Source organism: Ensifer canadensis (assembly GCF_017488845.2).
GTDB classification, from domain to species: Bacteria; Pseudomonadota; Alphaproteobacteria; order Rhizobiales; family Rhizobiaceae; genus Ensifer; species Ensifer canadensis.
On sequence record NZ_CP083375.1, the window covers coordinates 100,145 to 125,255 of the forward strand.

General features: G+C 56.9%; 24 protein-coding genes and 3 pseudogenes. 12 read left to right on the top strand and 15 right to left on the bottom strand.

The features are described 5' to 3' along the window. Positions 1–103: 103 nt before the first annotated feature. From J3R84_RS38140 to J3R84_RS38150, 3 genes are all read right to left on the bottom strand, one after another. A complete protein-coding gene (locus tag J3R84_RS38140; protein ID WP_203529527.1) occupies positions 104–508 on the bottom strand; it encodes a type II toxin-antitoxin system VapC family toxin in 405 nt (134 codons plus the stop codon). Further along, entirely contained in the window at positions 505–774 is a 270-nt protein-coding gene (locus J3R84_RS38145) for an antitoxin (RefSeq protein ID WP_203529525.1), read from the bottom strand. The genes J3R84_RS38140 and J3R84_RS38145 overlap by 4 nt, the downstream gene beginning before the upstream one ends. A 145-nt stretch (positions 775–919) precedes the next feature. After that, positions 920–1,165 carry a helix-turn-helix transcriptional regulator gene (locus tag J3R84_RS38150; protein WP_037221867.1) on the bottom strand — a complete coding sequence of 82 codons (246 nt, stop codon included), beginning with the start codon at positions 1,163–1,165 and terminating at the stop codon, positions 920–922. Positions 1,166–1,289: 124 nt separating this feature from the next. Between J3R84_RS38150 and J3R84_RS38155 the strand changes: the two genes are divergently transcribed. The 7 genes from J3R84_RS38155 to pepT all read left to right on the top strand — a co-directional run bounded on the left by J3R84_RS38155 (position 1,290) and on the right by pepT (position 9,832). Next, positions 1,290–1,829, top strand: coding sequence for a hypothetical protein (locus J3R84_RS38155; protein WP_203529523.1), 540 nt, complete (start codon positions 1,290–1,292; stop codon positions 1,827–1,829). A gap of 196 nt (positions 1,830–2,025) precedes the next feature. Beyond that, on the top strand, positions 2,026–3,618 hold the full coding sequence (locus J3R84_RS38160) for an ABC transporter substrate-binding protein (protein WP_203529520.1): 1,593 nt from the start codon (positions 2,026–2,028) through the stop codon (positions 3,616–3,618). 6 nt (positions 3,619–3,624) lie between these two features. Further along, entirely contained in the window at positions 3,625–4,602 is a 978-nt protein-coding gene (locus J3R84_RS38165; protein ID WP_203529519.1) for an ABC transporter permease, read from the top strand. 11 nt (positions 4,603–4,613) lie between these two features. Beyond that, complete coding sequence (locus J3R84_RS38170) at positions 4,614–5,489, top strand: ABC transporter permease (RefSeq protein ID WP_203529517.1); 876 nt, start codon at positions 4,614–4,616, stop codon at positions 5,487–5,489. After that, a complete protein-coding gene (locus J3R84_RS38175) occupies positions 5,486–7,156 on the top strand; it encodes a dipeptide ABC transporter ATP-binding protein (RefSeq protein ID WP_203529515.1) in 1,671 nt (556 codons plus the stop codon). The genes J3R84_RS38170 and J3R84_RS38175 overlap by 4 nt, the downstream gene beginning before the upstream one ends. Before the next feature lie 92 nt (positions 7,157–7,248). Continuing rightward, a complete protein-coding gene (locus tag J3R84_RS38180; RefSeq protein ID WP_203529513.1) occupies positions 7,249–8,493 on the top strand; it encodes a CapA family protein in 1,245 nt (414 codons plus the stop codon). Positions 8,494–8,584: 91 nt separating this feature from the next. Continuing rightward, the gene (gene pepT, locus J3R84_RS38185; protein WP_203529593.1) at positions 8,585–9,832 is read left to right on the top strand and encodes a peptidase T; all 1,248 of its coding nucleotides are present in this window, start codon (positions 8,585–8,587) and stop codon (positions 9,830–9,832) included. Positions 9,833–9,931: 99 nt separating this feature from the next. On the opposite strand, the gene J3R84_RS38190 is transcribed toward pepT, so the two are convergent. Next, a complete protein-coding gene (locus J3R84_RS38190; RefSeq protein ID WP_203529511.1) occupies positions 9,932–10,198 on the bottom strand; it encodes a helix-turn-helix domain-containing protein in 267 nt (88 codons plus the stop codon). Positions 10,199–10,450: 252 nt separating this feature from the next. On the opposite strand from J3R84_RS38190, the gene J3R84_RS38195 reads away from it, so the two are divergent. After that, on the top strand, positions 10,451–10,759 hold the full coding sequence (locus tag J3R84_RS38195) for a transcriptional repressor TraM (protein WP_203529509.1): 309 nt from the start codon (positions 10,451–10,453) through the stop codon (positions 10,757–10,759). Between the two features lie 3 nt (positions 10,760–10,762). Here J3R84_RS38195 and traR read toward each other — a convergent pair whose 3' ends face one another. Next, a complete protein-coding gene (traR, locus tag J3R84_RS38200; protein WP_203529507.1) occupies positions 10,763–11,467 on the bottom strand; it encodes an autoinducer-binding transcriptional regulator TraR in 705 nt (234 codons plus the stop codon). A 576-nt stretch (positions 11,468–12,043) separates the two neighbouring features. Between traR and J3R84_RS38205 the strand changes: the two genes are divergently transcribed. Next, positions 12,044–13,012, top strand: coding sequence for an AraC family transcriptional regulator (locus J3R84_RS38205; protein WP_203529974.1), 969 nt, complete (start codon positions 12,044–12,046; stop codon positions 13,010–13,012). Between the two features lie 192 nt (positions 13,013–13,204). Here the strand turns inward: J3R84_RS38205 and J3R84_RS38210 are convergent, their stop codons facing one another. The 5 genes and pseudogenes from J3R84_RS38210 to J3R84_RS38230 form a co-directional block, all read right to left on the bottom strand. Continuing rightward, a complete protein-coding gene (locus tag J3R84_RS38210) occupies positions 13,205–14,119 on the bottom strand; it encodes a LysR substrate-binding domain-containing protein (RefSeq protein WP_203529975.1) in 915 nt (304 codons plus the stop codon). 77 nt (positions 14,120–14,196) lie between these two features. After that, positions 14,197–15,135: a hydroxymethylbilane synthase gene (hemC, locus tag J3R84_RS38215; RefSeq protein WP_203529976.1), complete on the bottom strand. Its 939-nt coding sequence runs from the start codon at positions 15,133–15,135 to the stop codon at positions 14,197–14,199. Between the two features lie 133 nt (positions 15,136–15,268). Next, complete coding sequence (gene katG, locus J3R84_RS38220) at positions 15,269–17,437, bottom strand: catalase/peroxidase HPI (RefSeq protein ID WP_203529977.1); 2,169 nt, start codon at positions 17,435–17,437, stop codon at positions 15,269–15,271. Positions 17,438–17,653: 216 nt separating this feature from the next. Further along, a complete protein-coding gene (locus tag J3R84_RS38225) occupies positions 17,654–17,875 on the bottom strand; it encodes a hypothetical protein (RefSeq protein WP_203529978.1) in 222 nt (73 codons plus the stop codon). A gap of 125 nt (positions 17,876–18,000) precedes the next feature. Further along, positions 18,001–19,110 (bottom strand): annotated as a pseudogene (locus J3R84_RS38230) (methyl-accepting chemotaxis protein); the annotation flags it as partial. A gap of 40 nt (positions 19,111–19,150) precedes the next feature. On the opposite strand from J3R84_RS38230, the gene J3R84_RS38235 reads away from it, so the two are divergent. Further along, on the top strand, positions 19,151–19,708 hold the full coding sequence (locus tag J3R84_RS38235) for a lantibiotic dehydratase C-terminal domain-containing protein (RefSeq protein WP_203529979.1): 558 nt from the start codon (positions 19,151–19,153) through the stop codon (positions 19,706–19,708). Between the two features lie 229 nt (positions 19,709–19,937). Here J3R84_RS38235 and J3R84_RS38240 read toward each other — a convergent pair whose 3' ends face one another. Beyond that, positions 19,938–20,219, bottom strand: a complete 282-nt coding sequence (locus J3R84_RS38240) for a 3'-5' exonuclease (protein WP_225906554.1) — start codon at positions 20,217–20,219, stop codon at positions 19,938–19,940. Between the two features lie 45 nt (positions 20,220–20,264). On the opposite strand from J3R84_RS38240, the gene J3R84_RS38245 reads away from it, so the two are divergent. Beyond that, entirely contained in the window at positions 20,265–20,639 is a 375-nt protein-coding gene (locus J3R84_RS38245) for a hypothetical protein (protein ID WP_203529980.1), read from the top strand. Between the two features lie 143 nt (positions 20,640–20,782). On the opposite strand, the pseudogene J3R84_RS38250 reads toward J3R84_RS38245, so the two are convergent. Beyond that, positions 20,783–20,881 (bottom strand): annotated as a pseudogene (locus J3R84_RS38250) (AAA family ATPase); the annotation flags it as partial. 48 nt (positions 20,882–20,929) lie between these two features. Between J3R84_RS38250 and J3R84_RS38255 the strand changes: the two are divergent. Continuing rightward, positions 20,930–21,641, top strand: a pseudogene (locus J3R84_RS38255) (IS6 family transposase). 144 nt (positions 21,642–21,785) lie between these two features. Here the strand turns inward: J3R84_RS38255 and J3R84_RS38260 are convergent. Genes J3R84_RS38260 through trbI form a run of 3 tightly spaced genes read right to left on the bottom strand, consistent with a single transcriptional unit; the run spans position 21,786 to position 25,106 of the window. After that, on the bottom strand, positions 21,786–22,754 hold the full coding sequence (locus tag J3R84_RS38260; RefSeq protein WP_203529981.1) for an acyltransferase domain-containing protein: 969 nt from the start codon (positions 22,752–22,754) through the stop codon (positions 21,786–21,788). Positions 22,755–22,773: 19 nt separating this feature from the next. After that, on the bottom strand, positions 22,774–23,769 hold the full coding sequence (locus tag J3R84_RS38265) for an acyltransferase domain-containing protein (RefSeq protein ID WP_203529982.1): 996 nt from the start codon (positions 23,767–23,769) through the stop codon (positions 22,774–22,776). Between the two features lie 35 nt (positions 23,770–23,804). After that, a complete protein-coding gene (gene trbI, locus J3R84_RS38270) occupies positions 23,805–25,106 on the bottom strand; it encodes an IncP-type conjugal transfer protein TrbI (RefSeq protein WP_203529983.1) in 1,302 nt (433 codons plus the stop codon). Positions 25,107–25,111: the final 5 nt, after the last annotated feature.

Here is a 25,111-nt window from a genome sequence, read left to right on the forward strand (position 1 = left end):
TATTCACTTCCGTGCTATCAAAGCATGTGGCGAGGTTCTTACCAAACCTCCGTGTCCAAAGCTTGCGCTGCCTTTGGGAAACTGCCTTTATTGGGCTAGATGTTCATTCAAGCCAGTTTTCGACTCGAAGGGAGCGGACACGGTTAAACTCTCCAGTATTGGCGGTTACCAGCACTGCCTCTAGCGCATAGGCATGGGCCGCTATGAACAGGTCGTTTGGGCCGATGGGCTTGCCACCGGCCTCCAGTTCAGCACGGATGCCGCCGTACTCGGTATCGGCAGGAACATCGAGTGGGAGTACTGGTATGCTTCCAAGGATGGCCTCGATCTGCGCCGATAACTTTGCCGATCCTTTTTTGGCGCTGCCATAACGCAACTCTGCGGCCGTAATGATGCTGACGCAAACTGCATCTGGCCCAACTTCGGCGATGCGTCTTGCGACAGCGCCGTGCGGGTTTCGCACAAGCTCGGACACGATACTGGTATCCAGCATGTAGAGCTTGCTCAAAGATCAATTTCCTTCACCGGCAACAAGGTATCATCGATATCAGGAAACTGATCATCCGGTCCGAGCGGTTCCAGACTGGCCAAAACATCAAGCAGATTCTTCCGGCGCACCGGCTCGATGATAAGCCGATCTCCCTCGCGATGTATCATCACCCGGTCACCAGAAAACTCAAAGTCAGCAGGGATACGGACTGCCTGGCTCTTATTATTGCGGAAGAGCTTGGCTTCTCGTGCCGGTGTGGATTCGTGGTTGCGGAGATGGGGCATGCTGGCCTCCTTTGCATATCCATATGTATATGCACGTGAGCGAGGCAGATTTCAAGCTGCAGCTGGATTAGTGCGCGCTATATATCGACTGCGTATTCCGGCGATGTCGGACGGCATTGCTCCAATGTAGGTAGGCTGTTGATCGTCATTCCGGCTTCTTGAATCTCACCCCGACGCCGCCGCCATTGCGTGCGATGAATTCGATGCCGGCATCCTCTAGAGTTATCCTGATCAGTTTCAGGTTTGCTGCTGTAATTGATGGTTGTCCGTCTTCCGATTCTGAGCGGCGTATCGTCGTGACGCCAATACTTGCAGCCTTCGCGAGATCTTCTGCGGTCCATCGAAGCAGCGCCCTCGCCGCCCTAATTTGAGCTCCGGTTATTCCATTCATTTTTTTCGATTTCTCATTGAAGACTTTACGACATGATGATATGAAAACGCCCATAACGGCTGAAATCGGTGTTTCGACCACCGACTCCAGCCTCACCACAACCAAGCTTACGGGAGCTCGGATCATGGCTGATTCCGACAATAGCAGAACTTTGCCTCCGGTCACCCGGGGAGACTTCCATTCGTCCGTGGCGGCGTCTTTACCCACATATCCGGAGCTTGCCGCCTCGCTCACCGCGCCGCTGGACGTTTGCAGTGACGATCTCGCGCTCACGATCTGGCGCGAATGGTGTGCGGCCCGGCAAAATGTGATCGAATCATGCTTGCGACAGCAGGGGCTCGAAACCAAGCTCTTTTCGATGGTCGGCTCACCGCTGGACGCACCCGAGGCTTTGCAGGCCGCTGACAAGCAAGTCGGATACAGCGAGGCCCTCGAAGAAGAACGGCATGCATCGACCGTAGAGGAGGGGGTGGCGGAAACCCTGTGGGATACGCCAGCGGAGTCGATCATCGGCGCAACCGCGAAGCTCCATGCCGTCGTCACCAAGTGGCACCCCTCGCTCATCAGCGATGAGTATCCCTGGCCGCAAATCCGTTCCGTCATCGCCGATCTGCTGAAGATCGACGTGAAACACCCTTCCGTGGAGACGCAGCTCGTCCGGTGATTACGCGCAATGGTTCTCCTGATTTTCATGCTCGGATTGATGGCGCTTCGTAGCGCATTCGCCTGCAGAGCATACTCTACAAAAACAGTGCGGACCGAACCTTTGAAGACATCGTTCCAGTGATGAATGCGCGGTGGGAACCGTTCCGCCGCGGGGTGCCGGTTGCGGCAAAGAATCAAAAAATGGGAACTTCACCATGAAACTGAGAAATCCGTTGCGTTCGTTTTTGCCGTCCGCGTTGCTGATCGTGCTTGCGGTCTGGAGTGTTCCTTTGGGGCCGGCACAGGCACAGGAGCTTCGCATCGCGACGTCCTACAAGCTGATGACGCTCGACCCGCATTACGCAAATCTCAACGAGAATACCTCGTTGCTCTCCCATATCTACGAGCGTCTGGTCTACCAGGACGAGCGCCTCGACCTGAAGCCCGGCCTTGCCGTTTCCTGGCGGGCGATGTCTGGCACGCAATGGGAATTTAAACTGCGGGAACATGTCCGCTTTCATGATGGTTCGCCGTTTACCGCAGACGATGTCGTCTACACGATCGAGCGGATCCGGGATTTCCTCAAACCACCAAGCGGCGGCTTTCGATCCTATGTCAGCGAGATCAAAGCAGTTTCGGCGTCCGACCCTCTCACCGTCGTCATCGATACGAACAGCAATGTCCCCAACCTGCCGCTGTCGTTTTCCTCGATCTTCGTTATGCATCGGCCGGGGCAGGGGTTCCAGACCACCGAGGAACTCAACGCCGGCAGCCCTCCCGACGGCACAGGGCCTTACAAGTTCGAGAGCTGGAGTTCCGGCGAGATGCTGAAGCTCACGAGGAATGACGACTATTGGGGCCGCAGGCCCGCCTGGTCGGCGGTGACGTTCCGGATCATCGAGAACCCGGCGGCGCGGGTGGCGGCGTTGACCACCGGAGATGTCGATCTTGCGGATGCCATTCCGGCACGGGACGTGGCTTCGCTCAAACAGCGAGGTGCCAAGATCGAGAGCGTCAGTGCGGCGCGCGTCAATTTCCTGCAGTTCAACTTGGAAAGAGAGACCGTTCCCGGCGTGACCGGCAAATCCGGCGAGCAGATCGCCAACCCCTTCAAGAATCCCTTGGTCCGCCGCGCGCTTGCGATGGCAACGGATCGCGGCATTCTCGTCGACAAGATCCTCGCCGGTTACGGAACGGCCGCGGCACAGGTTTTCCCGGGCGGTCTTCCGGGCACTTCGGAAAATCTGAAGCCGGAGGCCCCCAACTACGATGAAGCGAAAGCGCTTCTCGCAAAGGCTGGATTTCCGAACGGCTTCAACGTTGTTCTCGCCGGACCTACCGGCCGTTATCCCGGCGACGGCGAGAGTCTCCAGGCGATCGCGCAAAGCTGGGCCCGTATCGGGGTCAGCGTCCAGCCTGCCGCCTTTCCATTTTCGGTCTTCAATACCAAGCGTGCTAGCGGCGACTATGTCGTCTGGTACGGCGGCACATCCGGCGAGGCGGTCGACATCATTCTCCACGCTCTCCTGGCCTCGCCAAATCCCGAACGTGGGACCGGCGCCTTGAACTTCGGGCACTATCGCAACGAGGCTTTTGACGCGATGCTTGCGAAGGCGGAAAGCATCCAGGAAGGCCCCGAGCGGAACAAGGCGCTCGCCGACGCGACGGATGTCGTGATGGCCGACCAGCCGATCATCCCGCTCTATCACTTCCATCATATCGTCGGTTACGGCCCGCGGGTTGGCTCCTATGTGATGCATCCACGCGGCTGGACGACCGCGATGCAGACGCTTCCAGCGACGGAGTGAACGATCATGCCCTTGATTTCATCTGCATTGGGAAGACTGGGCCAAGCCTTCCTTCTCCTCCTTGCGATGTCGTTGATCGGATTCATCGGCATTCACAGCATCGGCAATCCGGTCTTCAACATCGTCAATATCGAAACCGCCACACCTGAGGATATCCAGCGAGCGACCGTCGCGCTGGGACTGGATCAGCCGATCTGGCGCCAGTACTTCCTCTTCATCGGCAACGTCGTCCAGGGAAACTTCGGGACCTCATACATCTATCATTTGCCGGCCCTCAAGCTGGTCATGAGCAAGCTTCCCGCGACCCTCGAGCTCGCATGTATCGCGATGCTCATCGCGGCTCCGGCCGGAACAGGAGTGGGGCTCCTGGCCGGCCGGAGGAAGGGCACGCTGCTCGACCGGACTGTTCTCAGATCGAGTGTATTCGCACTGAGCGTTCCATCATTCTGGCTGAGCATGATGCTGATCCTCACCGGCGCCATCCTGACAGGCTGGTTTCCATCCGGGGGCAGGGGTGCGACGGCAAGTTTCCTCGGGCAGGAATGGAGCGTCCTTACATGGGACGGGTTGTGGCACATGGTTCTTCCCGTGCTTGCGCTCGCGATCCCGAACATTGCGCTTATCGCGCGGCTTTCACGATCGGGCACGATCGAAGTCGAGAGCCTGGATTTTACGAGGTTTTGCCGTGCGAAGGGGCTTTCTTCACGAAGGATCCTGCTCCGCCACACCCTGCCGAACATCAGCATGCCGATCGTGACGATCATCGGCCTGCAATTCGGCGGCATGCTCGCCTTTGCGGTGGTGGTGGAATCGATTTTCTCGTGGCCGGGCGTCGGCAAGCTCCTGATCGACTCCATCCAGCTTCTCGATAGGCCGGTGGTCATGGCGACACTGACCTTCATCTCGGTCGCGTTTGTGGCCCTGAATGCCTTTGTCGACCTCTTCCATGCCGTGCTCGACCCTCGCGTGCGCCTGGCCTCATAAAGGGAACTGCCATGAAAGCTCATATTCTCCGGGCGTTGAACCGGCGTCCTCAATGGCCGATGCCAGATGTGTCCAAGATCCTACTTGTAGCCTATATCCTGTTTGCTATCGCCGCACCGGCGATTGCGCCGCAAAACCCCTACGACCCCCTGCAAATCTACGGATGGGAGGCGTCTTCTCCTCCGGGCACGTGGGGGAGCGGTGGCTATCTTTACTTGCTTGGAACGGATGGGCTCGGCAGGGATATCGTCAGCTGTATCCTCTACGGCTTGCGGATCAGCTTGGTGGTGTCTGTCACAAGCGCTGCGATCGCCGCCCTGATCGGGCTGACGGCCGGCGTCAGCGCCGCCTATTTCGGCAAGTGGGCGGACGTCGCCATCATGCGGCTCGTTGATCTTCAGCTCAGCCTACCGACGATCCTGGTCGCCCTGATCGCGATCGTCACGCTTGGCCCCGGCATAGACCGGATCATTCTGGCGCTGATCATCGCCCAGTGGGCAAGCTATGCCCGGTTGGCGCGCAGCGTGGCGCTCAGCGAGACCAACAAGTCCTACATGGACGCGGCCCGGCTGATGCGGTTGCCGACATCCAGGATCATCTTTCGTCACCTGCTTCCGAACAGCATCGCGCCGGCGGTGACCTTGATCCCGATCGAAGTCGGCCATGCGATCGCGCTGGAAGCGACCCTGTCCTTTCTTGGCCTCGGTGTTCCAATCGACAAGCCTTCCCTGGGCTCCACAGTCGCAAATGGCTTCCAATACCTTCTGACCGGCCAGTACTGGATCAGCCTTTTTCCCGGGCTGGCCCTCTTCGGTCTGATCGCAAGCATCAACCTCGTCGGTGAAGACGTTCGTCTTCGACTCGACCCAAGGAGCCGTCCGGCATGACTTTCGAAACTGGAAAAACGCCTCTGCTTCGGGTGAAGAACCTCGGTCTTCAACATCTCTCCGAATCCGGACCGGTAACGATCCTGCAAGATGTGGGTTTCGAGCTTGGGCGCGGAGAGATCCTTGGCATCATCGGTGAATCGGGGGCCGGAAAATCGACAGTAGGCAATGCAATCCTCGGCTTGCTTAGTCCTGAGTTTGAGCAGACGTCGGGCACGATCGAATTCGACGGCAAACCGATCGACGCCACGGGAGAGGGGCAGGGCGCTATCCGAGGACGGCGGATCTCCGCCATCTTCCAGGATCATACCGCCTCGCTCGACCCTCTGATGAGCGTCGGCGCACAGGTGGAGGAAACGATCCTCGCCGTCGACAGCTCTGTCTCGAGACGCGACGCTCGCATGCGCGCGGTCGAGCTTATGGCCCGCGTCGGTATTCCGGAGCCGCAGCGTCGGTACGGCAATTATCCACATCAGTTCTCCGGAGGGCAAAGACAACGGGCGGTCATTGCGATCGCACTGGCGGGATCGCCCGAAATTATCATCGCCGACGAGCCGACCTCGGCACTGGATGCCACGGTCCAGAAGCAGATTCTCAAACTCCTTCGAACCCTCGTCGATGAGACGGGCGTCTCCATCATCCTGGTCACCCACGACATGGGCGTGGTTTCCGAAATCACCGACCGGGTTCTCGTCATGAAAAAGGGTCAGGTGGTGGAACAGGATCACACCGCGACCATTCTGGATGCGCCCAGGAACGACTACACGCGCAGTCTGCTTGCCGCGGTCCCGCGCCTGCGGATCTCGACAGCGGTAGTGGACGCGGAAGCTAACGGCAGCCGGACCATGTCCTCCGATGGCGGGGAGGGCGACAACGTGCTTCTCGTTGCAGAGGGTGTTTCGAAAACCTTCTCCTCGCAAGGGTTCTCATGGGGCCGTGGCCGAAACGCGGCAAAGTTTGCGTTGCGGGGCGCATGCATACGGCTGTCGCGCGGCGAGATCACCGGCATTGTCGGGGAGAGTGGAAGCGGAAAGACAACGCTCGGCCGGATCATCGCCGGACTGGACACGGCCTCAGTGGGACGGGTGACGATCGGCCGAAACGAGTTCGATGTTTCAAAAAGTGGCCGCCGCAATGGGCTCCTTGGCCGTGTGCAGATGGTATTTCAGGATCCCGCTGTGTCGCTCAATCCCAGGATGACCATCGACGAGACGTTGCGCGAAAGCATCCGCTTTGGCGCAGATATGCGTCCCGGTGAAGAGCCCGCGGACGTGGGCATGATGATGGATCGGCTTGGTCTATCCCGGAGCCTGCTCACCCGATATCCGCATCAGCTGTCGGGCGGCCAGAAGCAGCGCGTTTGCATTGCGCGGGCGCTGCTGGCGAGGCCTGAGATCATCATTGCAGATGAGCCGACATCAGCGCTCGACGTGTCCGTACAGGCAGACATCGTCAAGCTTCTTAAAGAGAGCATCGCCGAGCGGGACATGACGATGATCTTCATCTCGCACGACCTTGCCGTCGTGCAGCAGCTCTGCAGTTCCGTCTACATCTTCAAGGATGGTCGGATCGAGGACTTCGGATCCTCCGACTTCATCTTCTCGCAATCGCAAAATCCCTACACGCGCACCCTCATCGACGCCCGGCCTCTCCGGTTCACCTGTTGAGTGCTGCTGGGCCGCAGCTGCGCGCCGGCGGCCCAGCGTTCAACATCCATTTTCCGAACATTGGCGGCTCTTGCCGCCCCAAAAGGTGATACATGAAAGACAGGTTCACATTGGCCGTTACGGGCCAGTCGCTCATAAAGCACGACATCCGCGCTATCCGCGCTATCCGCGCTCCGGCGTTTCAGGAAGTTCAGGCTCTGCTTCACCGGGCGGATCTTTCGTTCACCAATTTCGAGGGAACGATCCTTGGGAGCCATGGTGGCTGGCCGCTCAAGGGATCATTCTTCGGCTGTAGCGATCCCGTCGTCCTGGATGCGCTTCAGGCGACCGGGTTTCGGGCACTTTCGCTCTCGAACAATCATGCCTTCGATCTTGGCCCCTCCGGCGTACTGTCGACCTTGGAGGAAGTGGAGAAACGAGGCTTCCTCCATGCGGGTCTCGGCCGCAACCAATTTGAGGCTGCGCAGGCCGGCACTGGAACGGTCAGTGGGCGGCGTGTCGCCATGGTCGCGATGGATGGCGGTCCAGGCCCCGATTTCATGTATGCAGCGAATGCAGACATCGGCCGGCCTGAACGCCCCGGCGTGAACCGGCTGCGTCTGTCGCAGGTCATCAAGGTCGATGACGCAGCCTTCGGGCAGCTTTGCTCCATTCGCGACAATGTCGGCTACACGCCGATCGACCTCGCCAATGACAGCCAGCCGGACGATCGGCCGCTTGTCGATCCGCAGGACGAGATCGCGATCGCGCGGGCTATCTTCAAACGATCAAACAGCTTCGGCAGGAGCGTCAAAGTCGATGATCACGACGTTGCCAGGAACCTAGCGGCGATTTCTTCTGCAGCCGGGGATGGCTTCCTCGTCATAGCCTATCTGCACCACCACCACTGGGCTTCCGACTGGTACCAGGTGCCGGACTGGGTCGGCGCCGTTGCAAGACGGTGTATCGATGCGGGTGCGGCGATGTTCGTCAGCCACGGCGCTCCGGTGCTTCAACCCATGGAAATCTATCGCCGCCGCCCGATTTTCTACAGCCTGGGGAATTTCATCTTCCATGTCAGGTCGGAAAAATCGACGTGGCTGGCACCGGAGGTATGGGAGAGTGTTGTCGGTGTGTGCTCTTACGGGCAGGATAACGATCTGATCGACATCAGATTCTATCCCGTCGTGATCGGCGGAGAGGACGGATTGAAGGATCGCCTGCTCGAAAGCCGGCTGGTTCCACATCTTGCAACAGGAGGAGGTGCGACGAGAATCCTGCGGCGATTTAGAGAGCAGTCCGCAAATCTGGGCGTGCAGATCGAACTGGAAGGCGGGATCGGTATTTTTCGCATCTAAGCCGCCGGATGCTCACAGGATACCGCCGCCCAAGAGCATCATCATTCGTCGCCAATGAGGGAATTGAATGTATTCGACGGAACAAGAATCGATGGGCATTCGCGAGGACCTTATCGGCCGGTTTTTCCGCTACGTTGCGATTGAGAGCCAGAGTAATGCCGCTTCAGCGCATCTACCCTCTTCTCCGGGTCAACTCGAACTCGCGAGGGTGCTGGCGGAGGAGATGCGCAGCCTCGGCGTTGATGATGTTGTAGTCGATGAGCATGCCATCGTGACGGGTGTAAAGCGGGGCAACAGGCCGGGCGCTGCGCGCATCGGATTCATCGCACATCTCGATACGGTCGATGTGGGCCTCTCCCCGGTCATTCGGCCGCAGATCAAACGTTTCGAGGGGCTGGATCTGTGCCTCAACCCGGAGAAAGACATCTGGTTGCGGGTCGCCGAACATCCGGAAATCCGCGGCTGGCAGGGCGGGGACATTATCCTCAGTGACGGAACCAGCGTACTTGGGGCGGACAACAAGGCAGCCGTTGCGGTCATCATGACCCTCCTAGCCAAGCTTGAGCTATCGCAGCCTCACGGCGACATTGTCGTCGCCTTCGTTCCGGATGAGGAGATCGGGCTCCGGGGCGCCAAGGCGCTCGATCTGAGGCGCTTCCCGTGCGACTTCGCCTACACCATCGACTGCTGCGAACTTGGCGAAGTCGTTGTGGAAAATTTCAATGCCGCATCCGGCGAGATCGTCTTTACCGGCGTCAGTGCCCATCCGATGTCGGCAAAGGGTGTGCTGGTCAATCCGCTGCTGATGGCTCTCGACTTCATTTCCCATTTCGACCGTAACGAAACACCTGAATGCACGGAGAAGCGCAAAGGCTATTTCTGGTTCAAGGACCTTGTTGCGAACGACAGCGAGGCACGGCTCAAGGTCATGATCCGTGATTTCGACAAGGCTGCGTTCGAGCAACGGAAGCGGCGTATCGGTGAAGTCGCGGAACGGATCGCGTCGCAATACCCTTCAGGATCGGTGCAATATAGCGTGGCCGATACCTATCACAACATCGGGGACTACCTCCACGGAGACAACCGCTCAGCCGAACTGCTTTTCAGCGCCCTGGATCGGCTTGGAATCGAAAAAAAGCTCACTCCGATGCGTGGAGGGACCGACGGGGCGGCGCTGTCGGCGCGCGGATTGCCCACCCCGAATTTCTTCACCGGCGCTTATAATTTCCATTCGCGCTTCGAGTTCCTGCCTGTTCCCGCGTTCGAAAAATCCTACGAGACGGCGCGCATGCTTTGCGTCCTTGCAGCGGAACACGACAGCGATTGCCAGAGGGCATAGACGCCAAAGATGGACCATGAACTCGCAAAGCTCTATGCTTTTACGCGGCAGAATGATCGGAATTTGTCTGAAGCAGCGCGAGCTTCACTCACGTCGAAATCACACGGCGGAGGATGATTCGGAACCGGACTTGGCCGTCTTCTTTTCACCCGAATTGCGCTTTGAAACCAGCATTTCGAACGCTTCTACACCAAGGATTTGGGCGAGGCCGTCGACCATATCGATCGTCGGGCTATAGACACACCGTTCGAGAGAGCTGACATAGGTGCGGTGGACGTTTGCGCGGAGCGCGAGTTCCTCCTGCGAAAGCCCCTTGGCGTTTCGCAGGGTCCTCAGATTCAGCGCGAAGGTCTCTCGAATATTCATAATTCGGAGTCATGCGCGTTGCAGTGCATTCATCTACAGAGTATACGATACAATCGCGCGCTTTAGGCGCTCGCGTGCAGGCACATCTGCGGAAATGGCGCAATTTGTCCATGCAACCTACAAATATGTCTTTGATTGCGGATGAAATCGGTGAATTAAAGCACCAGAGGTCACAGGCCTGTCTAGGCAGAGTTTCCAACCCCGGCTTGGGATCAAAGATTAGCATTCGCAGACTTAACGGGGATGGAAAACATGGGACCTCAAGACGTGCCGCCGCAAGACAAGCTCGAGCTCCGAGCCGTGATTGGGCTCACTCGCGGGCTGCCTCTGGCGGACCTCGAGGCACTCACCACGGGCGCAATCCGTACCCACCGGAGCCTGGTGGAAAAAGCTGACCAGTTGTTTCAGGCATTGCCGGATGACTATAAGTCTGGAGCCGTTGCCGGAGGCGCTCAACATCTTGCCTACATTGAGGCTTGCATTGAAATGCATGCTCAGATGAGCGTCGTGAACACCTTGGTCGACATTATCGGCTATATCCCGAAAGTCCCCGAGAGCTGAGGATCAAATCAGCTTTCTACGTATCGCCAGAGCGGTCAGGTGCGTTGTCGTGTGGACGTCGAACCGCTTCTTCGTCTCGGCAAGCTTGACCCGCACGCTATTGTATTTCACCCCTTCGAGAGCCGCCGCCTCTTCCATGGTTTTGCCGACCGCCATCCATTTGAGATAAGCGGCTTCCTTGGGATCGAGGTGGGCCGGGCTCTCGGCAGTCGGCCTTGCTTGCATGAAGGCGATACGGGCGTGAAGTTGAGCGACGGCGGTTGCGGCATCGACCGCATCGATCTCTCGGTCGAGTTCGATCGTCGGCTTCTCAGAAGCCAAGGTGAACATAGACATTGCGCCGTTTGCGGTTCTGACTGGAATGGTAATGCCCGAACGGATTCCGAAATCTGCAGCCTGTGAATAAAAGGCGCGCTCTGGTTTGGGGAGGCGCGGCCCCTCCTGTTCACCTGCCCAAGTGAAGAGCTTTTTAAATGACTTAGCACGCTTCACCACCGGATCTAGTCCAGAATAATTTCGTTCAAAGTAAAGGGATCGCCATTCTGGATGGTAGTTCGTGATTGCCAGCACATGGCCTGGCTGGACGTTGAGGTAGGCGTAGCCGACAAAACCGATCTGATCCGTTAGACCGGAGAGGGCTTCCTCGATGTGATCCTGATCGGCCTCAATTGCGGCGAGGTCAGTTAGCTTATCCAGCCAATGCTGCATTTGTCACTCCATGCGGATGTTCAGGTGGGACAGTTCATCAGAAGGTCTCCAGTTAGAAGTAACAACCTAGGATAGAAAAATGCATAAGATAGCTTATGGAACTTTAGCTTATTTCTCAGATGCTAATCCGTTGGCGAAGGGCATCGATTCTGACTTAGTCTGTGAGCTACGCGTACGGTAGGGCCGCTATTTCGTTCTTCCGGATCGCCAAAGTCTCGCTCTCGACAACTAGGTTGACGACTCCTCCTATTTGTCACTATATTTGTTATATACAAATAAGTTTGTCATATGCGCTTTTCTGTCAATCGAAAAAACGAGAGTCGATGTCAAATCATCATCAATCTGAATGCTTGATCTCTGAAGTGATTACGAAACAAACGCGCGAAAATGCATATGAGCATCAAGATGTATTAGCGTAACATTGATGAAAATAAGCATCTATAAGAGTATCAACATAGTTGTCTTGAGACTCTATTGAGGTTTACCTATAGGAATTGCCTATATCACTGACAACAACGTATTTCTCCTATCCTCAGGCCGAGGCTATATGATCGCTCCAAATTATTGGAGAACAATATGACTGCTGCAAAAGTAGCCGACTTTCTCATTGCCGAGGGGAACGATCCAGTCGAGCTCGCTGCTACGCTTTCGCTCCCAACTGTGAAGTTGACTGCCAGGCCCGTCAACAAAACTGGCATATTGTACAAATGTCGATTTACAAACGCCGGTGCGTTATCCATTGGCCTTAATCGCTACCAAGGACAGTTCTCCATAACACGAGAGGGCGCGAGCGACCTTTGCCTGATTTTCCTTCCACGGTACGGCAACGCTGTCTTCCATGTGGGTGGCAAAGAAATTGTTAGCTCGGGGCGACAGGGGGTTATTGCTGACTGTGCGCAGTACGAGAGCACTTTATTTCTAGGGGCTCGAGAACATTTCGTCATCATCATTGACCGAAATACCCTAAGCAACGGGCTGAGCGATATGCTTGAGATACCGATTTCCGGAAGCCTCAATTTCCGGCCGGAAATCGATTTGACGGCGGGAGCGGGTGTCGCGATTACGCGTATAGCGGCCACACTTCAAGCGGGGTTGGTTTTAAACGACGGGCCTTTGCGTAGCGCGCCGCTCGCACTTGCCAGCTTAACTGACGCGCTGACCCAGATGATCCTTGAGACCTTACCTCATCGCTTTTCCGAGGAATTACACCGTCCCTTTTACCCGTTGCCGCGACATGTGAAGAGGGCAATTGAGTTCATGGAAGCAAACCTCTCAAAACCTTTGAGCATTCAGGACATCGCCGGGGGCTGTGGTGTCAGCGTGCGGACATTGCACCAGGGTTTCCGACAGTTCAAGGTAACAACACCGATAGCCCATCTCCAGCATCTGAGGCTTGAGGCTGTACACAAGGAGCTTCGTTACGCGGAGCCCGGCCAGACCGTCGCTGAAATTGCACTAAAATGGGGTTTTACACATATGGGCCGATTTGCATCAGACTATCGCAAGCGCTTCGGGCAACTCCCATCCGCAACATTGCGCTCCTAATTGTCCATTGAGGCAACAGTTCCTCACCGCCGTTGTTGCGCGAGCGATGATACTTTGGACCGTACTGATCGGAAACCATGCCGAGCCCCGGGCTCGCCCGCCTCGATAAATCGGGCGAAATGCGCTTTCGCTCTGTCCAATGTCCTCAGCGTTTTCCGATCCAGCACGTGTCCCGTTAGCGCCAGGGAGTAGTTATCCGATCGGACCAGCGCAGAGCCTGATCGCCGGGTGCCGGAATTCTTGGAGATGCCGTGCAAGGCTGTTAAATTCATCGGTGCGCGGATCCGATCGCCGCCAAACAAGCACAATGGTTCGAGAATAGTCTGACGCGGGCAACGGTACATATTGCAATCCGTTGGTTTGGGTCGCGGCCAACGCCGGTAACAACGTGCATCCCTCGCCGGCTGCGACCATATATTTCAGGGTCTCGAGGCTGGTCGCATGTCGGCTTTTCACGTCGATCTCGGCGCATGCGGCAATTGCCTGATCGCGGAGGCAATGTCCTTCCTCAAGCAACAACCGCTCGCGAGGCTGCAAGCCGACCCATCCTGTTCCATTGGGAGTGGCGGCGGAATGTCCGGTTGGGCACGCCATGACAAAAGGCTCGCGGAACAACGGCATCTCGATCAGGGTCGGTTCACTGACCGGCGCCGACATGAGGACGGCGTCAAGTTCACCTAGAAGCAACAACGCTACTAGATCATCTGTCGTGCCCTCGCCGAGAATTAGCGATAGATCTGGATATTGAGTGCGTAGGTTCTGCAGAACATGAGGAAAGTAATAAGGTCCGAGCGTCGCTATCGCAGACAGCCGGAGCGCGCCGCCAAATGGCTCCGACGAGCGCCGAGAGAGGTTGAGCAGCGTGCGAGCCTCAAGGATAATCTTACGCATTTGATCGACGAATTGCAGGCCGTCCGGCGTAACGATCAGCCGTCTGGTAGTTCGCTCGAAAATCGGTCTCCCTAGCCGCGCTTCGAGTTTGCTGACCTGGACAGATAGCGACGGTTGGGAAACGCCGCATCGTTCGGCTGCCTTCACAAAGCTGCCGAGCTCCGCAACAGTGACGACATATTCCAAGTCACGAAGTGTAAGGCCTGAAAGGTTCATCGCGGCAACATATAGGACATAACTATGAAAACCTCAAATTAATTAAGCCATGCCTATCTTTGTAAGCGTGGCAAATCTCATCTGTCGCTCGCTCCACGCGTTGGTAAGAAGAGTGCGGCACCAGCGTTCAGCAAGGCTTCCGCCATCCGCCCGCCAAAGGCCTGGGCCGGTTCGTTGTCAAGAACGTCTAGCGCCACGGCGACGCTGTTAGTGCCGTCCAACTGATAGACCGACGCCGAGAACCGCCACCTCCCGTCGGCCCTGGCGCAAAGTCCAGCGATCGCCGAGTGACAATCTCCGTCCAAGAGCCTTAAGCAGGTGCGTTCGGCGACGGCTGCGTATTGCGCGTCGGGGTCGTTAGCCGCTTCGCAGATGGCGCGTACCTCCGTGTCATGCGCAAGACATTGCAAAGCCAAGGTACCCTGGCCGATGGCAGGAAGGAAAGTTTCCGGGGTAAGGCGGTGACCATTGAACACTGTCTCCCCTACCCGGTTCAAACCAGCCGCAGCCAGTAGGGTCGCATCGACCTGACCGTCGCGAACCTTCTGGATGCGAGTATCGATACTGCCCCGGAACTCGCCGTCGATCTCCAGATCGGGGCGCATCGCGCGCAACAGTGCGGCGCGGCGCGGCGAAGATGTCCCAACCCGAGCCCCAGGAGGAAGGTCGGCGATGGAGGCGTACCGAGTTGAGATGAAGACATCCGCTGGATCCTCGCGTGGCAGGAAGCCGGCGATTATCAATTCGTCACTCTCTATCTCATTGCCCGGCATGTCCTTGAGACAATGAATCGCCAAATTGGCCGCGTCCGACACCAAAGCTGCTTCGACCTCGCGGACGAAGTGCCCCTTGCCGCCGGCGCGCGCCAAGCTACCGGCGATACGGTCACCGCTCGTTTCGAAGCCGACCAGTCTGAAGCTAACGCCCGGCGAGCGCGAGCAGATATAAGCCCCAGCCTGCTCAGTTTGTATGGTGGCTAGACGGCTTTTTCGGCAACCAATACGTAATTCGACCATTTTAGGATTTCGCAAGCACAGCCGCGATCCGCTGCGCGTCTAAAACATCACGGCGGCATCAAGATTGAGCGACATCGATGCGGTTGAGAGGCGCCTTCCCCACCAAATTTGGGTGTGGGGAAGGCTAGTCAGATCAGACAAGATCGAAACGATCGGCGTTCATCACTTTGCTCCATGCGGCAACGAAGTCTTGCACGAACTTTGCCTTGTTGTCGTCCTGGGCATAGATTTCAGCATAAGCGCGCAGGATCGAGTTCGAGCCAAACACCAGATCAACCCGGGACGCCGTCCACTTCACCGCGCCCGATTTACGGTCCACGATGTCATAGAGGTTAGCCCCCTTCGGCAGCCATTTGTAAGCCATGTCGGTCAGGTTGACGAAGAAGTCGGTAGTCAGCGCACCCACACGGTCTGTGAAGACGCCATGCTTCGTTCCACCGTGGTTAGTGCCAATGACGCGCATCCCGCCGACCAATGCCGTCATCTCATGCGCGGTTAGCCCCATCAACTGGGTGCGATCCAGCATCAGTTCTTCGGCGCTGACAACATAGTCTTTCTTCAGCCAGTTGCGATAGCCGTCGGCTACTGGTTCCAGCACGTCGAAAGACGCGGCATCTGTCTGTTCTTGCGAAGCGTCACCCCTTCCCGGCGAAAACGGCACGTTGATGTCGAAACCAGCCGCTTTGGCTGCCTGTTCAACGCCGTAGTTCCCTGCCAGAACGATGACATCGGCGATACTTGCGCCGGTCTCGGTGGCGATTGGTTCAAGAACCGATAGCACTCGCGCAAGTCGGGTCGGTTCATTACCTTCCCAGTCTTTCTGCGGGGCTAAACGGATACGTGCGCCATTGGCGCCGCCACGCATGTCGGAGCCGCGGAAAGTCCGGGCGCTATCCCATGCGGTGGCGACCATGTCGGGGACACTCAGTCCGCTGGCCGCGATCTTCGCCTTCACGACAGCCACGTCGTAGTCCTTGCGGCCCGCTGGAACTGGATCTTGCCAGATCAGGTCTTCGGCCGGCACGTCCGGTCCAGTGTAGCGCACCTTCGGTCCCATGTCGCGGTGGGTCAGCTTGAACCAGGCGCGGGCAAAGACTTCCGAGAAGTAGTCGGGATTGTTGTAGAACCGTTCCGAGATTTCCCGATAGGCTGGGTCCATCTTCATCGCCATGTCGGCATCGGTCATCATCGGATTGTAGCGGATCGACGGATCCTCGACGTCAACCGGCTTGTCTTCTTCCTTGATGTCGATCGGCTCCCACTGCCAAGCGCCGGCCGGGGATTTTTTCAGCTCCCAGTCGTAGGTCAGGAGCAGGTAGAAGTAGCCGTTGTCCCACTTGGTCGGATACGTGGTCCAGGCGCCTTCGATGCCCGAGGTCACGGTGTCACGGCCAATGCTACGAGTCTTGTGGTTCATCCAACCAAGACCCTGCTCCACAACGTCCGCGCCTTCCGGGTCGTGGCCCAGATTGGCGGCACTGCCATTGCCGTGTGCCTTGCCCACGGTGTGGCCGCCTGCGGTCAGCGCAACGGTTTCTTCGTCATTCATCGCCATGCGGGCGAAGGTGACGCGTACGTCCTGCGCAGTGCGCAGCGGGTCTGGCTCGCCGTTTACCCCTTCGGGGTTGACGTAGATCAGGCCCATCACCACCGCTGCCAGCGGGTTTTCCAGTGAGGCCCGGTCATCGTCGCTATTGTAGCGGGTGCTGCTCAGCCACTCCTTTTCCGACCCCCAATAGACATCTTTCTCGGGATGCCAGATGTCCGCGCGGCCGAAGCCGAAGCCGAAGGTCTTCAAGCCCATCGATTCGTAGGCAATGGTGCCCGCAAGGATGATCAGGTCTGCCCAGCTGATTTTGTTGCCGTATTTCTTCTTAATCGGCCACAGCAGACGGCGGGCCTTGTCGAGGTTGGCGTTGTCCGGCCACGAGTTCAGCGGTGCGAAACGCTGGTTGCCAGTGCCGCCCCCGCCACGGCCATCGGCCGTACGGTACGATCCGGCTGAGTGCCACGCCATGCGGATCATCAGACCGCCGTAATGGCCCCAATCCGCAGGCCACCACTCCTGGCTGTCGGTCATCAGTGCGTGAAGGTCTTTCTTCAGCGCATCGACGTCGAGTTTCTGGACTTCTTCGCGATAATCGAAGGCTTGCCCCATCGGGTTGGTCTTGCCGTCGTGCTGATGAAGGATGTCAAGGTTCAGTGCGTTCGGCCACCAGTCCATAACTGTGATGCTGGTCGCGGTGTTCGCGCCGTGCATGACCGGACATTTGCCGGCGTTGGAAGTAGGGTTTCCGTCCATGGAATTCTTCACCTCTGCCTTATTCTTTATGGATGAGTGCAAATTTCGGACACCAGGGCGACGCTTGGGAAGGCGCGCACCGTGATGCCGATCATTTGCTGACGTAAGGTCCGTAGCACGGACATTTGATAGAGAAAATTTGTATCTTTTGAGTGTTGCAATAGGTATTCCCTATAAATTGAAGATATCTGGGCACTTCAGGCTTGGTGCAACCCATCAGCCCTGTGCACCTAGCTTGTGCGTGGTTGCCTGCTTGGGCGCAGAGGCCACTGAGATCTGAGAATTCGCCAACTTATCCTGCATGGCGGTCAACCCGGCAAAGACGGCCTGGACCTCGGCGCGGACATTTTCCATCCGCTGTAATGGGCTGACCTCTTCGGCAGCCAGCTTTGAAGCTTCGGAAACCTGGTTGAGGAGAAAGGGGATAATATTGCTCATCAAAAATTCCTTGGATTGAAATGTCCGAACTCGCCTCCTGTCGGCATGAGCAGACTTGTTACTCATGGCGACACGAGGCGCTAATCTCCAGTACGTCATTGTGCAGATTGAAAATGGAAACGGCCTCAGAACTCTTCCCAATCTGCCGATTGCTGGAGTGCTCCGGCAGATGATCGGCCATTACCCCGTGAGAAGGCTGCGGCAACTTTGTGCACCATGGCAGTAGCGGGTGAAGGCTGTGGACGGGCTCCGGCTCCCGCGACCCGCATGGGCGTTGGACCGCCGTCGAAGCGGAACTGTGCGATTTGTCCCGAAAGCGATGTGGCTTCAGAGGCAAGAGCTTGGCTGGCCGCCGAGGTTTCTTCTACCATCGCGGCATTCTGTTGGGTTGATTGATCCATGGAATTGACGGCGGTATTGATCGAGCGCAGTGCCATCGCCTGTTCCTTCGCGGTCTCAGCGATCGAGTTCACATGTCGGTCGATCGCCTGGACTTCCGTCACGATTTCACTCAGGGCCTTCCCCGTCTCGCCCACTAGCGTCACCCCTGATCGGACCTGCTCTGTCGAATTATTAATGAGTTGCTTGATCTCCTTCGCCGCGTTGGCTGACCGCTGTGCCAGTTCTCGCACTTCCTGCGCGACAACAGCAAATCCCTTGCCGGCTTCACCAGCGCGTGCCGCTTCAACGCCCGCGTTCAGCGCGAGAAGATTGGTTTGGAATGCGATCTCATCGATAACGCTGATAATATTGTTTATCTCGCTCGATGATCTTTGGATCTGGTCCATCGCCGTAACAGCCCGATCGACGACGGCGCCGGATCGCTCGGCATTCTCTCGCGTCTTGGCCACGATCGAGCGTGCTTCTTCCGCCCGCTTCGTTGCGCCATCCACCGTTGTCGAGATCTGTTCGAGGGCGGCTGCGGTTTCCTCTAGGGCCGCAGCCTGCTGCTCCGTTCTTCGCGCGAGATCATTCGACGCGACACTGATCTCTTTCGCTTGGCCATCAATGGAGAAGGCATTACCGCCGATTGCCTTCAAGGTCGTCTGTAGCTTCTCAGCCGAATGGTTGAAATTAACGCGGACTGCGTCAAGGGCTGCATCGAAAGGCTGGGTGAGCCGGAAGCCGAGATTGCCATCCGCCATTTCTTGAAGTGCAGTACCGAGTTGTCGCACCGCATCATCGGTCTTGGCGGCTGCGGCATCGCGTTCACGCGCCGCGGCCTTTGATGTTTCAAATGCACTAGAAAAATTGCTTTATCTACTGAGAAGTAGGATGGATATACTGGAATGGAATCTTAGGCCGTTCTTGCCCGAGGTCATTCGCTACGGTGAAAAATTACTCGATGGTTTTCTTGACGGCTTTCATTTTGATTCCAACATGCTTGTCGCCCATCTCAGAGGCCGTCAAAGAGATAATCCCGGAGAACATTTAGCCGAAGATATATTCGCATATTCTAAAATGGTGATTTTATATATGGAGGTCAGGCTTTCTGATGATGCTGACAAGGTCTTCTTGCTAAATAGATATAGCTCCGGGTTGAATATAAACAATATATACAATACTTTCAAAAAGTACGAGCGACCTTTAGCCCGCATTCTAGTTGAGCCGCCTTCGGACATAACGCAGGATTTATCTGGTCCAGCTCGGGAAGCAATCGTAGCATCTTCACCTGAACAATTCAGGTCATTTTTGCACATGTCGGCAAATAGGTTTATTGAGGAGTGGTCGCGTGAATTAGAAGCGGCGGGGCTAAAGTTAGCAAAGCGTGCTTACGAGATTAAGCTCCACACCGCAGGATCTGCTCTCGCTTTTTCCGAACCCAATCGTTGATGGGGCATACCAGCTGTCTCCTGCGGCTGACGAAATCACTCAGATTGAACGATGTGGACGAACTTAATATGAACGTCCAGGTTACCCGACTGCGACTGCAAAACGAGGGCCGTCAGTTCGTCTTACGCCGACGGGTGGTATAGCGCCTGTTGGAGATAGTCCGTGTGGCTACCTACTTCTAAGAAGCGGCCGACCGCAACCGACAATCAAACCCGTAAGAAGCATAGTCTCATCCAAGGCCAGCCTCCGCGATGAAGGTGGTCGGCTTGTTTCTCCAGTGGGACTGATCGGACGCGACGAGTAGGATGCGCTTAGCACGGGTCAGGCCGACGTAGAACAACCGCCGAGATTCGTCATACGCCTCCTGCGTCGATGTCGAGAAATGCGGGATACGGGGTTTGAGTAGCAGCGGAACAGAAAACCTACATAAGACTTCAAGGCCGCATAGGATCTTCAAGTTCTTTCGAAGCGAGCGGCTCGGCGGCTTTGCGTCCTGTGTGCAAGTTGACATTCTTCGCTGCCATGCAGAAGAGTATTTGGAAACGAGGATTTACCGATGAGCACTGGGGTAACCGAAATCTATAGCCCGCGAACCGTAGCGCATTTGGGGATTTGGGACGTCGGTCATCTTAAGCTCAAGGTCTACGGTGTTGTGGCAGCCGGAAAAGAGCTGACCAACTCCATGATTGATGATGCCAAAGCATTTGTTGATCAAGATTTACCGCCGCTCGTGTTGGCTGAAGGCGATGACAACGGGTTGGGCTTCATCATCATACATCCAGGCGATCTCGGCATATCAGTTCTGGCGCATTGGTGGATCCAGGGGTCGGTACTCTGCCAACATATCCGCCGCACGCTGTGGGGCGCCGATAAGCCTATGGATACCGCGACGAGGCCCGTAATTGCGTGCGTATGGGAATTGGGGTGTTGAGTTTCAGCAGGATTTGACCCATTTTTCCATTTCGCGTCAGTCCACCAAATCCGATGTAGCTAATTGTCCGCAAAAAACTTTCTACGCCCTGAGTGGATCACGGCGAAATGGAAAAATGGGTCAAACGGATCCGATAATTAACAGCCGAGAGCGATGACGTTCTCGCGCCGCTCGATCCATTCGCAACGTGCCAGTTCCAGCAACTGCATCTTGTTCAACTTCGGTATAGCGATGAAGTCGAAGGGTATTGCCATGTTGTTTGACCGTTCTGCGTGGGCTATTCGAGCTGGATGAATACCCCGTATCAAATGCCGCGCCTGAAAGGCTTTCGCTTTGCCCGTGAAATCATCGCCTATGCAGTGTGGGCTTATCATCGCTTTGCGCTCAGCACCGCCGATGTGGAAGACCTGCTCGCCGAACGCGGTGTCATTGTCAGCCGGGAAGCAATCCGGCTTTGGGTCAATCGTTTCGGGCGGCATTTTGCAGATTGTGTTCGGCGAGATCGGCCTGCGCCTCGCGACAAGTGGCACGTCGACGAGGTCGTGATCACAATCCATGGCACAAAGCATTGGCTATGGCGGGCCATCGATGCGGACGGCAATATGCCCGACATTCTGGTTCAGCCACGTCGAAATGCCAAGGCCGCGAGGCGTTTCCTGCGTGGCCTGATTACCCGGTTCGGTAGGCCAAGAGTTGTGGTCACGGACAAACTCCGCAGCTATATCAAGCCGATCCGGACCCCTGGCGGCGGGCGCCGAGCATCGGGCCCACAAAGGACTCAACAACGCGGTCGAAGTCTCGCACAGGCCGACCCGAAAGCGGGAGACGATATTCGGGCAGTTCAAGTCACCCCGACAAGCACAGAGATTCCTTGCTGCCCACGACCAGATCAACCTGATTTTCCGCTCCCGCCGCCACAAAATCAATGCCGCGTCTTGCCGCCACGCCAGGGCGCATGCGTTTGCCCTCTGGCATGACTACACCGAAGAAATGGCCGCTTGATCTCGATCAAACCGCTCAGGACCAACTTGCTTCAAACAACTTGGCGATACCGCTGATGGATGGGCCGCACATTCAACATCCGATCCTTTTCCGAGTGTCAACCGGCGCGGTCGGACACGGATGACATCAAGCGAATCTCTGCGCTCAATCCGTCGAGCCGGAGAGACACGAAATCGTTTTCTCCAAGGTTGCGCGGTCTTGACCAAACTGGTTCAGGGTCGCGAGGAAGATCGATGACGTATTCTTCGGCAACAGATATTTGACCGCCGTCGATAATGTGCCGCTGGGGCCGATATCGATGAATATGCAATCCTGTTGGGACGCAAGCTTCCGGATGGTCGACTTGAAATCCACCGGCTGCCGAATGACGTCCCATAGATGCGTTTCATCGACGCCGGCGATCTCCTGCCCTTTTTGCGCGGAAATCATGGGTGTTCTCGGTGGGGAATAATTAAACGATCCGGACATTTGAAGGAAGAACGGTTTCAACGGCTCGATGACGGGCGAATGAAATGCAAAATTCACCGCCAGCCGCTGCGTGACGATGCCGAAGCCGAAGCCGGTGAGATATGTCTGCAGTTTCGTTATCTCTTCCGCCAGCCCGCTGACAACGAAATTGGTATCGAAGTTCCTGCCGGAAATGCTGCAACGGGTGAAGGCGTCGGGGTGATCGTCAATCATCCCTTCATCACCAAGAATGGCTAACATCCCTCCGGCCGGACTCTTCATTGTCAGAAGTTGGGCGAATTCCACCGCGAGCCGTATCCCCTCCTCCAGAGATAAGACGCCTGCGACGACGGAGCTCGCCAGTTCGCCCAGGCTGTAGCCCAGCAGATAGTCGGGAGATATGCCGGCCTCCTGCAGCAGCTTGGCCAAGCAGAACTCGATGGAAAGCAGAGCCGGGTTGGTCAAAAGAATATCGTCGAACCTGTCTGTCCAGTCAGACCCACCATAAAGGGTTGCCGTAAGAGATCGGCCTGTCGCGTCTTTGACCAGGGCATCGCAATGATCCATCCATAGCCTGAACCGAGGATGATGATCATATAGCTCTCGACCCATCTGAAAATATTGCGAGCCCTGGCCTGAAAACATGAAAACAATCGGCTTTCGCATGATGATTTCCGGACCAGTTTTATGCACGCGTCGGCACAACCTCGTTCAAATCGAAATAGCCGTTGTAGCCTTTCATGTAGATTGCCGCGCGGTGGCCAAAGAGAACGATCGCTTCCGTCCGCGTCTCGAGTTCATCGTAATCATGGAGGGTACACCGAACCTTCGTGCCGATTGGGTATTTGGCGTTCCAGGCGCTGACGATTTCGTTCACGGCGGGTGGGGCCCGATTATCTAGGGCCTGCTGCACACGAGCGGCCGGCGCTGGTCTGCTCTCGTTTTCCGCTCGATCATCGATGACCAGGCCGGTGTCCTTCGGGATGTGACGAAGCATCTTGGTCAGCACCTCGCCATGTCCGATTTCCTCGAATGTCATCTCCTCGCCGTCATTGTCGTGCGCCATCAAATACTGGATGCTGTCGCACCAGAGCACGCTGTCGGCGAGCTGGGCCGCAAGGGTATCGACGACAGCTTCATTTCTGTAAGCTCTAGCAGTGACATTGGCGATCACCGGGATCGCCAATGGCGAAAATGTGAACCCCTCCAGAAACCGCTTGAACTGTTCACTGCTCGGTTTCATCAATCGAGAATGAAACGCGCCGCTGGTGTTGAGCGGGTGATACATCATGTTTCCCTGCTGGAAGAACGCCTGCGCCCGCTCGATTTCGTCCGCCCGACCAGAGATTACGATCTGCTGAGGCGTGTTGTAGTTCGCGACATCGATGTTGTGCAGCGCGTTGTCCCGCAGGATGGCGGTGACGTCTGCCTTCGTGGCATTCAAAATAGCTGCCATTCGACCTTCAGGCGCCTGAGCCATCAGCTCGCCGCGCTTCTTGACCAGCTTCAGGCCGGTTTCGAAATCGAAGCACTCCGCCGCCAGAAGCGCATTATATTCGCCCAGACTATGGCCTGCGACATAATCCGGCTTGCGTCCGGCTTCCTCCAGCTTGCGATAGTAGGATATCTCAGGCAGCAGACGCCTGTGAATAGAGGGCTTTGACGAAAGGAGAAACTTCATGGCAGCCCACAATTAGCAACTCATCATTGAAGCCGCTAGCCGTTGTAGATGCCAGGAAACACGATGTCTTGATCTACTAGGACGTTGAACTTGTATCCGGGTCGGATTTCAAGCGTTGGCTGGACGTCCAAGTTTCTATTGATCGTTCGCTCGGCAACCCGGCCGAAGGTCTCGGCGAAGTTGCGACGGGCCGCGTCGGACGCCGCGTCCTGTGTCGCCAGCGTTGAACTTTCCGGGACTGCCATATCGATCCCGGTTCCGATGAGGGCGACCAGGATCGCCGACCCGAAAGTCCTGAAATAATGGTTGTTCACCTTATCATTGAAGCCGCCATAACCCTGCGCGTCCGTTCCCGCCATGCCTCCAATCTGCAGCGTGGAGCCGTTCGGAAAGATGATGTCGGTCCAAACCACGAGCACCCGGGACTGGCCGAAGGACACTTTGCTGTCGTACCGGCCAAACAGCTTCGTTCCTTGCGGGATCAGCAGGCGGTGGCCGGTGGCGCTGTCGAAGACGTTCTGGCTGACTTGAGCCGTGATGCGGCCGGGAAGATCGGAATTGATACCCGTGATCAGCGTTGCCGGAATGACCGAGCCGCGCTTGAGTTCAAAGAGAGACCGTTGTCGCACAACCCTGTTCGGCAGATAACCGAGTTCCTTGATATCGGCATTGAAGAAGCCTTCCTTGGTGCGCTGGCCATTGGGATCGAGGTTCTGATCGCCGAAACCCGCCCGTAGTGCCGCCGCATAGAGGTCTGTCGCCGATCCCGGCTGAGCGGCGTTCGCCGCACGGCTCGTCGTCGTATCGGTGACTGCCTTTGCCTGCGCCTCGATCTTGCCTTTGTCGATGACGAGCGGCGCATCATAGGCGGCGTCGCTGGCCTGCAGTCGCGCCATCCGCTCCCGATGGCGTTCGCGCAGATATTGCTCCTGCTGTTCTCGCTGCAGGCGGGCTTTCCAGACGGCCTCAGGCTCAAGCTGGGATTTTTCTTCGTGGGTCTGACGTGTCTCTGCGGCAAATGGATTGGATGTCGTCTCCTTTTTGGGCTCGACGGGCGTCGGCTGAAATGCCTGGGCCTGAGCAGGTTCACCGATGATACCGTCGCTGACGCCGCGCTTCAGTTGTTCGGCATAGCTCGAGGCGGGATTGCCCGATGTTTGGTCAAGTCCGGGATTGCCCCGGAAATAAAGCCCGCGCGATGCAAGGCCGTAGAAAATGACCGCGAGAAAGGCGATGACAAGGATGATCACAACGAGGACCGGCAAACGGTTGACGCGTCTGACACCGGAACCGCTTGCCTCCTCCGGCCCACCGCCGAGTTTCAGGGACTGAGCCATGGTTC

Excerpts from the sequence above, each read along its gene's own strand:
- J3R84_RS38145 (WP_203529525.1), bottom strand. The coding sequence starts at position 774 with ATGCCCCATCTCCGCAACCACGAATCCACACCGGCACGAGAAGCCAAG.
- J3R84_RS38150 (WP_037221867.1), bottom strand. The coding sequence starts at position 1,165 with ATGAATGGAATAACCGGAGCTCAAATTAGGGCGGCGAGGGCGCTGCTT.
- J3R84_RS38155 (WP_203529523.1), top strand. The coding sequence starts at position 1,290 with ATGGCTGATTCCGACAATAGCAGAACTTTGCCTCCGGTCACCCGGGGA.
- J3R84_RS38160 (WP_203529520.1), top strand. The coding sequence starts at position 2,026 with ATGAAACTGAGAAATCCGTTGCGTTCGTTTTTGCCGTCCGCGTTGCTG.
- J3R84_RS38165 (WP_203529519.1), top strand. The coding sequence starts at position 3,625 with ATGCCCTTGATTTCATCTGCATTGGGAAGACTGGGCCAAGCCTTCCTT.
- J3R84_RS38170 (WP_203529517.1), top strand. The coding sequence starts at position 4,614 with ATGAAAGCTCATATTCTCCGGGCGTTGAACCGGCGTCCTCAATGGCCG.
- J3R84_RS38175 (WP_203529515.1), top strand. The coding sequence starts at position 5,486 with ATGACTTTCGAAACTGGAAAAACGCCTCTGCTTCGGGTGAAGAACCTC.
- J3R84_RS38180 (WP_203529513.1), top strand. The coding sequence starts at position 7,249 with ATGAAAGACAGGTTCACATTGGCCGTTACGGGCCAGTCGCTCATAAAG.
- pepT (WP_203529593.1), top strand. The coding sequence starts at position 8,585 with ATGGGCATTCGCGAGGACCTTATCGGCCGGTTTTTCCGCTACGTTGCG.
- J3R84_RS38190 (WP_203529511.1), bottom strand. The coding sequence starts at position 10,198 with ATGAATATTCGAGAGACCTTCGCGCTGAATCTGAGGACCCTGCGAAAC.
- J3R84_RS38195 (WP_203529509.1), top strand. The coding sequence starts at position 10,451 with ATGGGACCTCAAGACGTGCCGCCGCAAGACAAGCTCGAGCTCCGAGCC.
- traR (WP_203529507.1), bottom strand. The coding sequence starts at position 11,467 with ATGCAGCATTGGCTGGATAAGCTAACTGACCTCGCCGCAATTGAGGCC.
- J3R84_RS38205 (WP_203529974.1), top strand. The coding sequence starts at position 12,044 with ATGACTGCTGCAAAAGTAGCCGACTTTCTCATTGCCGAGGGGAACGAT.
- J3R84_RS38210 (WP_203529975.1), bottom strand. The coding sequence starts at position 14,119 with ATGAACCTTTCAGGCCTTACACTTCGTGACTTGGAATATGTCGTCACT.
- hemC (WP_203529976.1), bottom strand. The coding sequence starts at position 15,135 with ATGGTCGAATTACGTATTGGTTGCCGAAAAAGCCGTCTAGCCACCATA.
- katG (WP_203529977.1), bottom strand. The coding sequence starts at position 17,437 with ATGGACGGAAACCCTACTTCCAACGCCGGCAAATGTCCGGTCATGCAC.
- J3R84_RS38225 (WP_203529978.1), bottom strand. The coding sequence starts at position 17,875 with ATGAGCAATATTATCCCCTTTCTCCTCAACCAGGTTTCCGAAGCTTCA.
- J3R84_RS38235 (WP_203529979.1), top strand. The coding sequence starts at position 19,151 with ATGGATATACTGGAATGGAATCTTAGGCCGTTCTTGCCCGAGGTCATT.
- J3R84_RS38240 (WP_225906554.1), bottom strand. The coding sequence starts at position 20,219 with ATGTCAACTTGCACACAGGACGCAAAGCCGCCGAGCCGCTCGCTTCGA.
- J3R84_RS38245 (WP_203529980.1), top strand. The coding sequence starts at position 20,265 with ATGAGCACTGGGGTAACCGAAATCTATAGCCCGCGAACCGTAGCGCAT.
- J3R84_RS38260 (WP_203529981.1), bottom strand. The coding sequence starts at position 22,754 with ATGCGAAAGCCGATTGTTTTCATGTTTTCAGGCCAGGGCTCGCAATAT.
- J3R84_RS38265 (WP_203529982.1), bottom strand. The coding sequence starts at position 23,769 with ATGAAGTTTCTCCTTTCGTCAAAGCCCTCTATTCACAGGCGTCTGCTG.
- trbI (WP_203529983.1), bottom strand. The coding sequence starts at position 25,106 with ATGGCTCAGTCCCTGAAACTCGGCGGTGGGCCGGAGGAGGCAAGCGGT.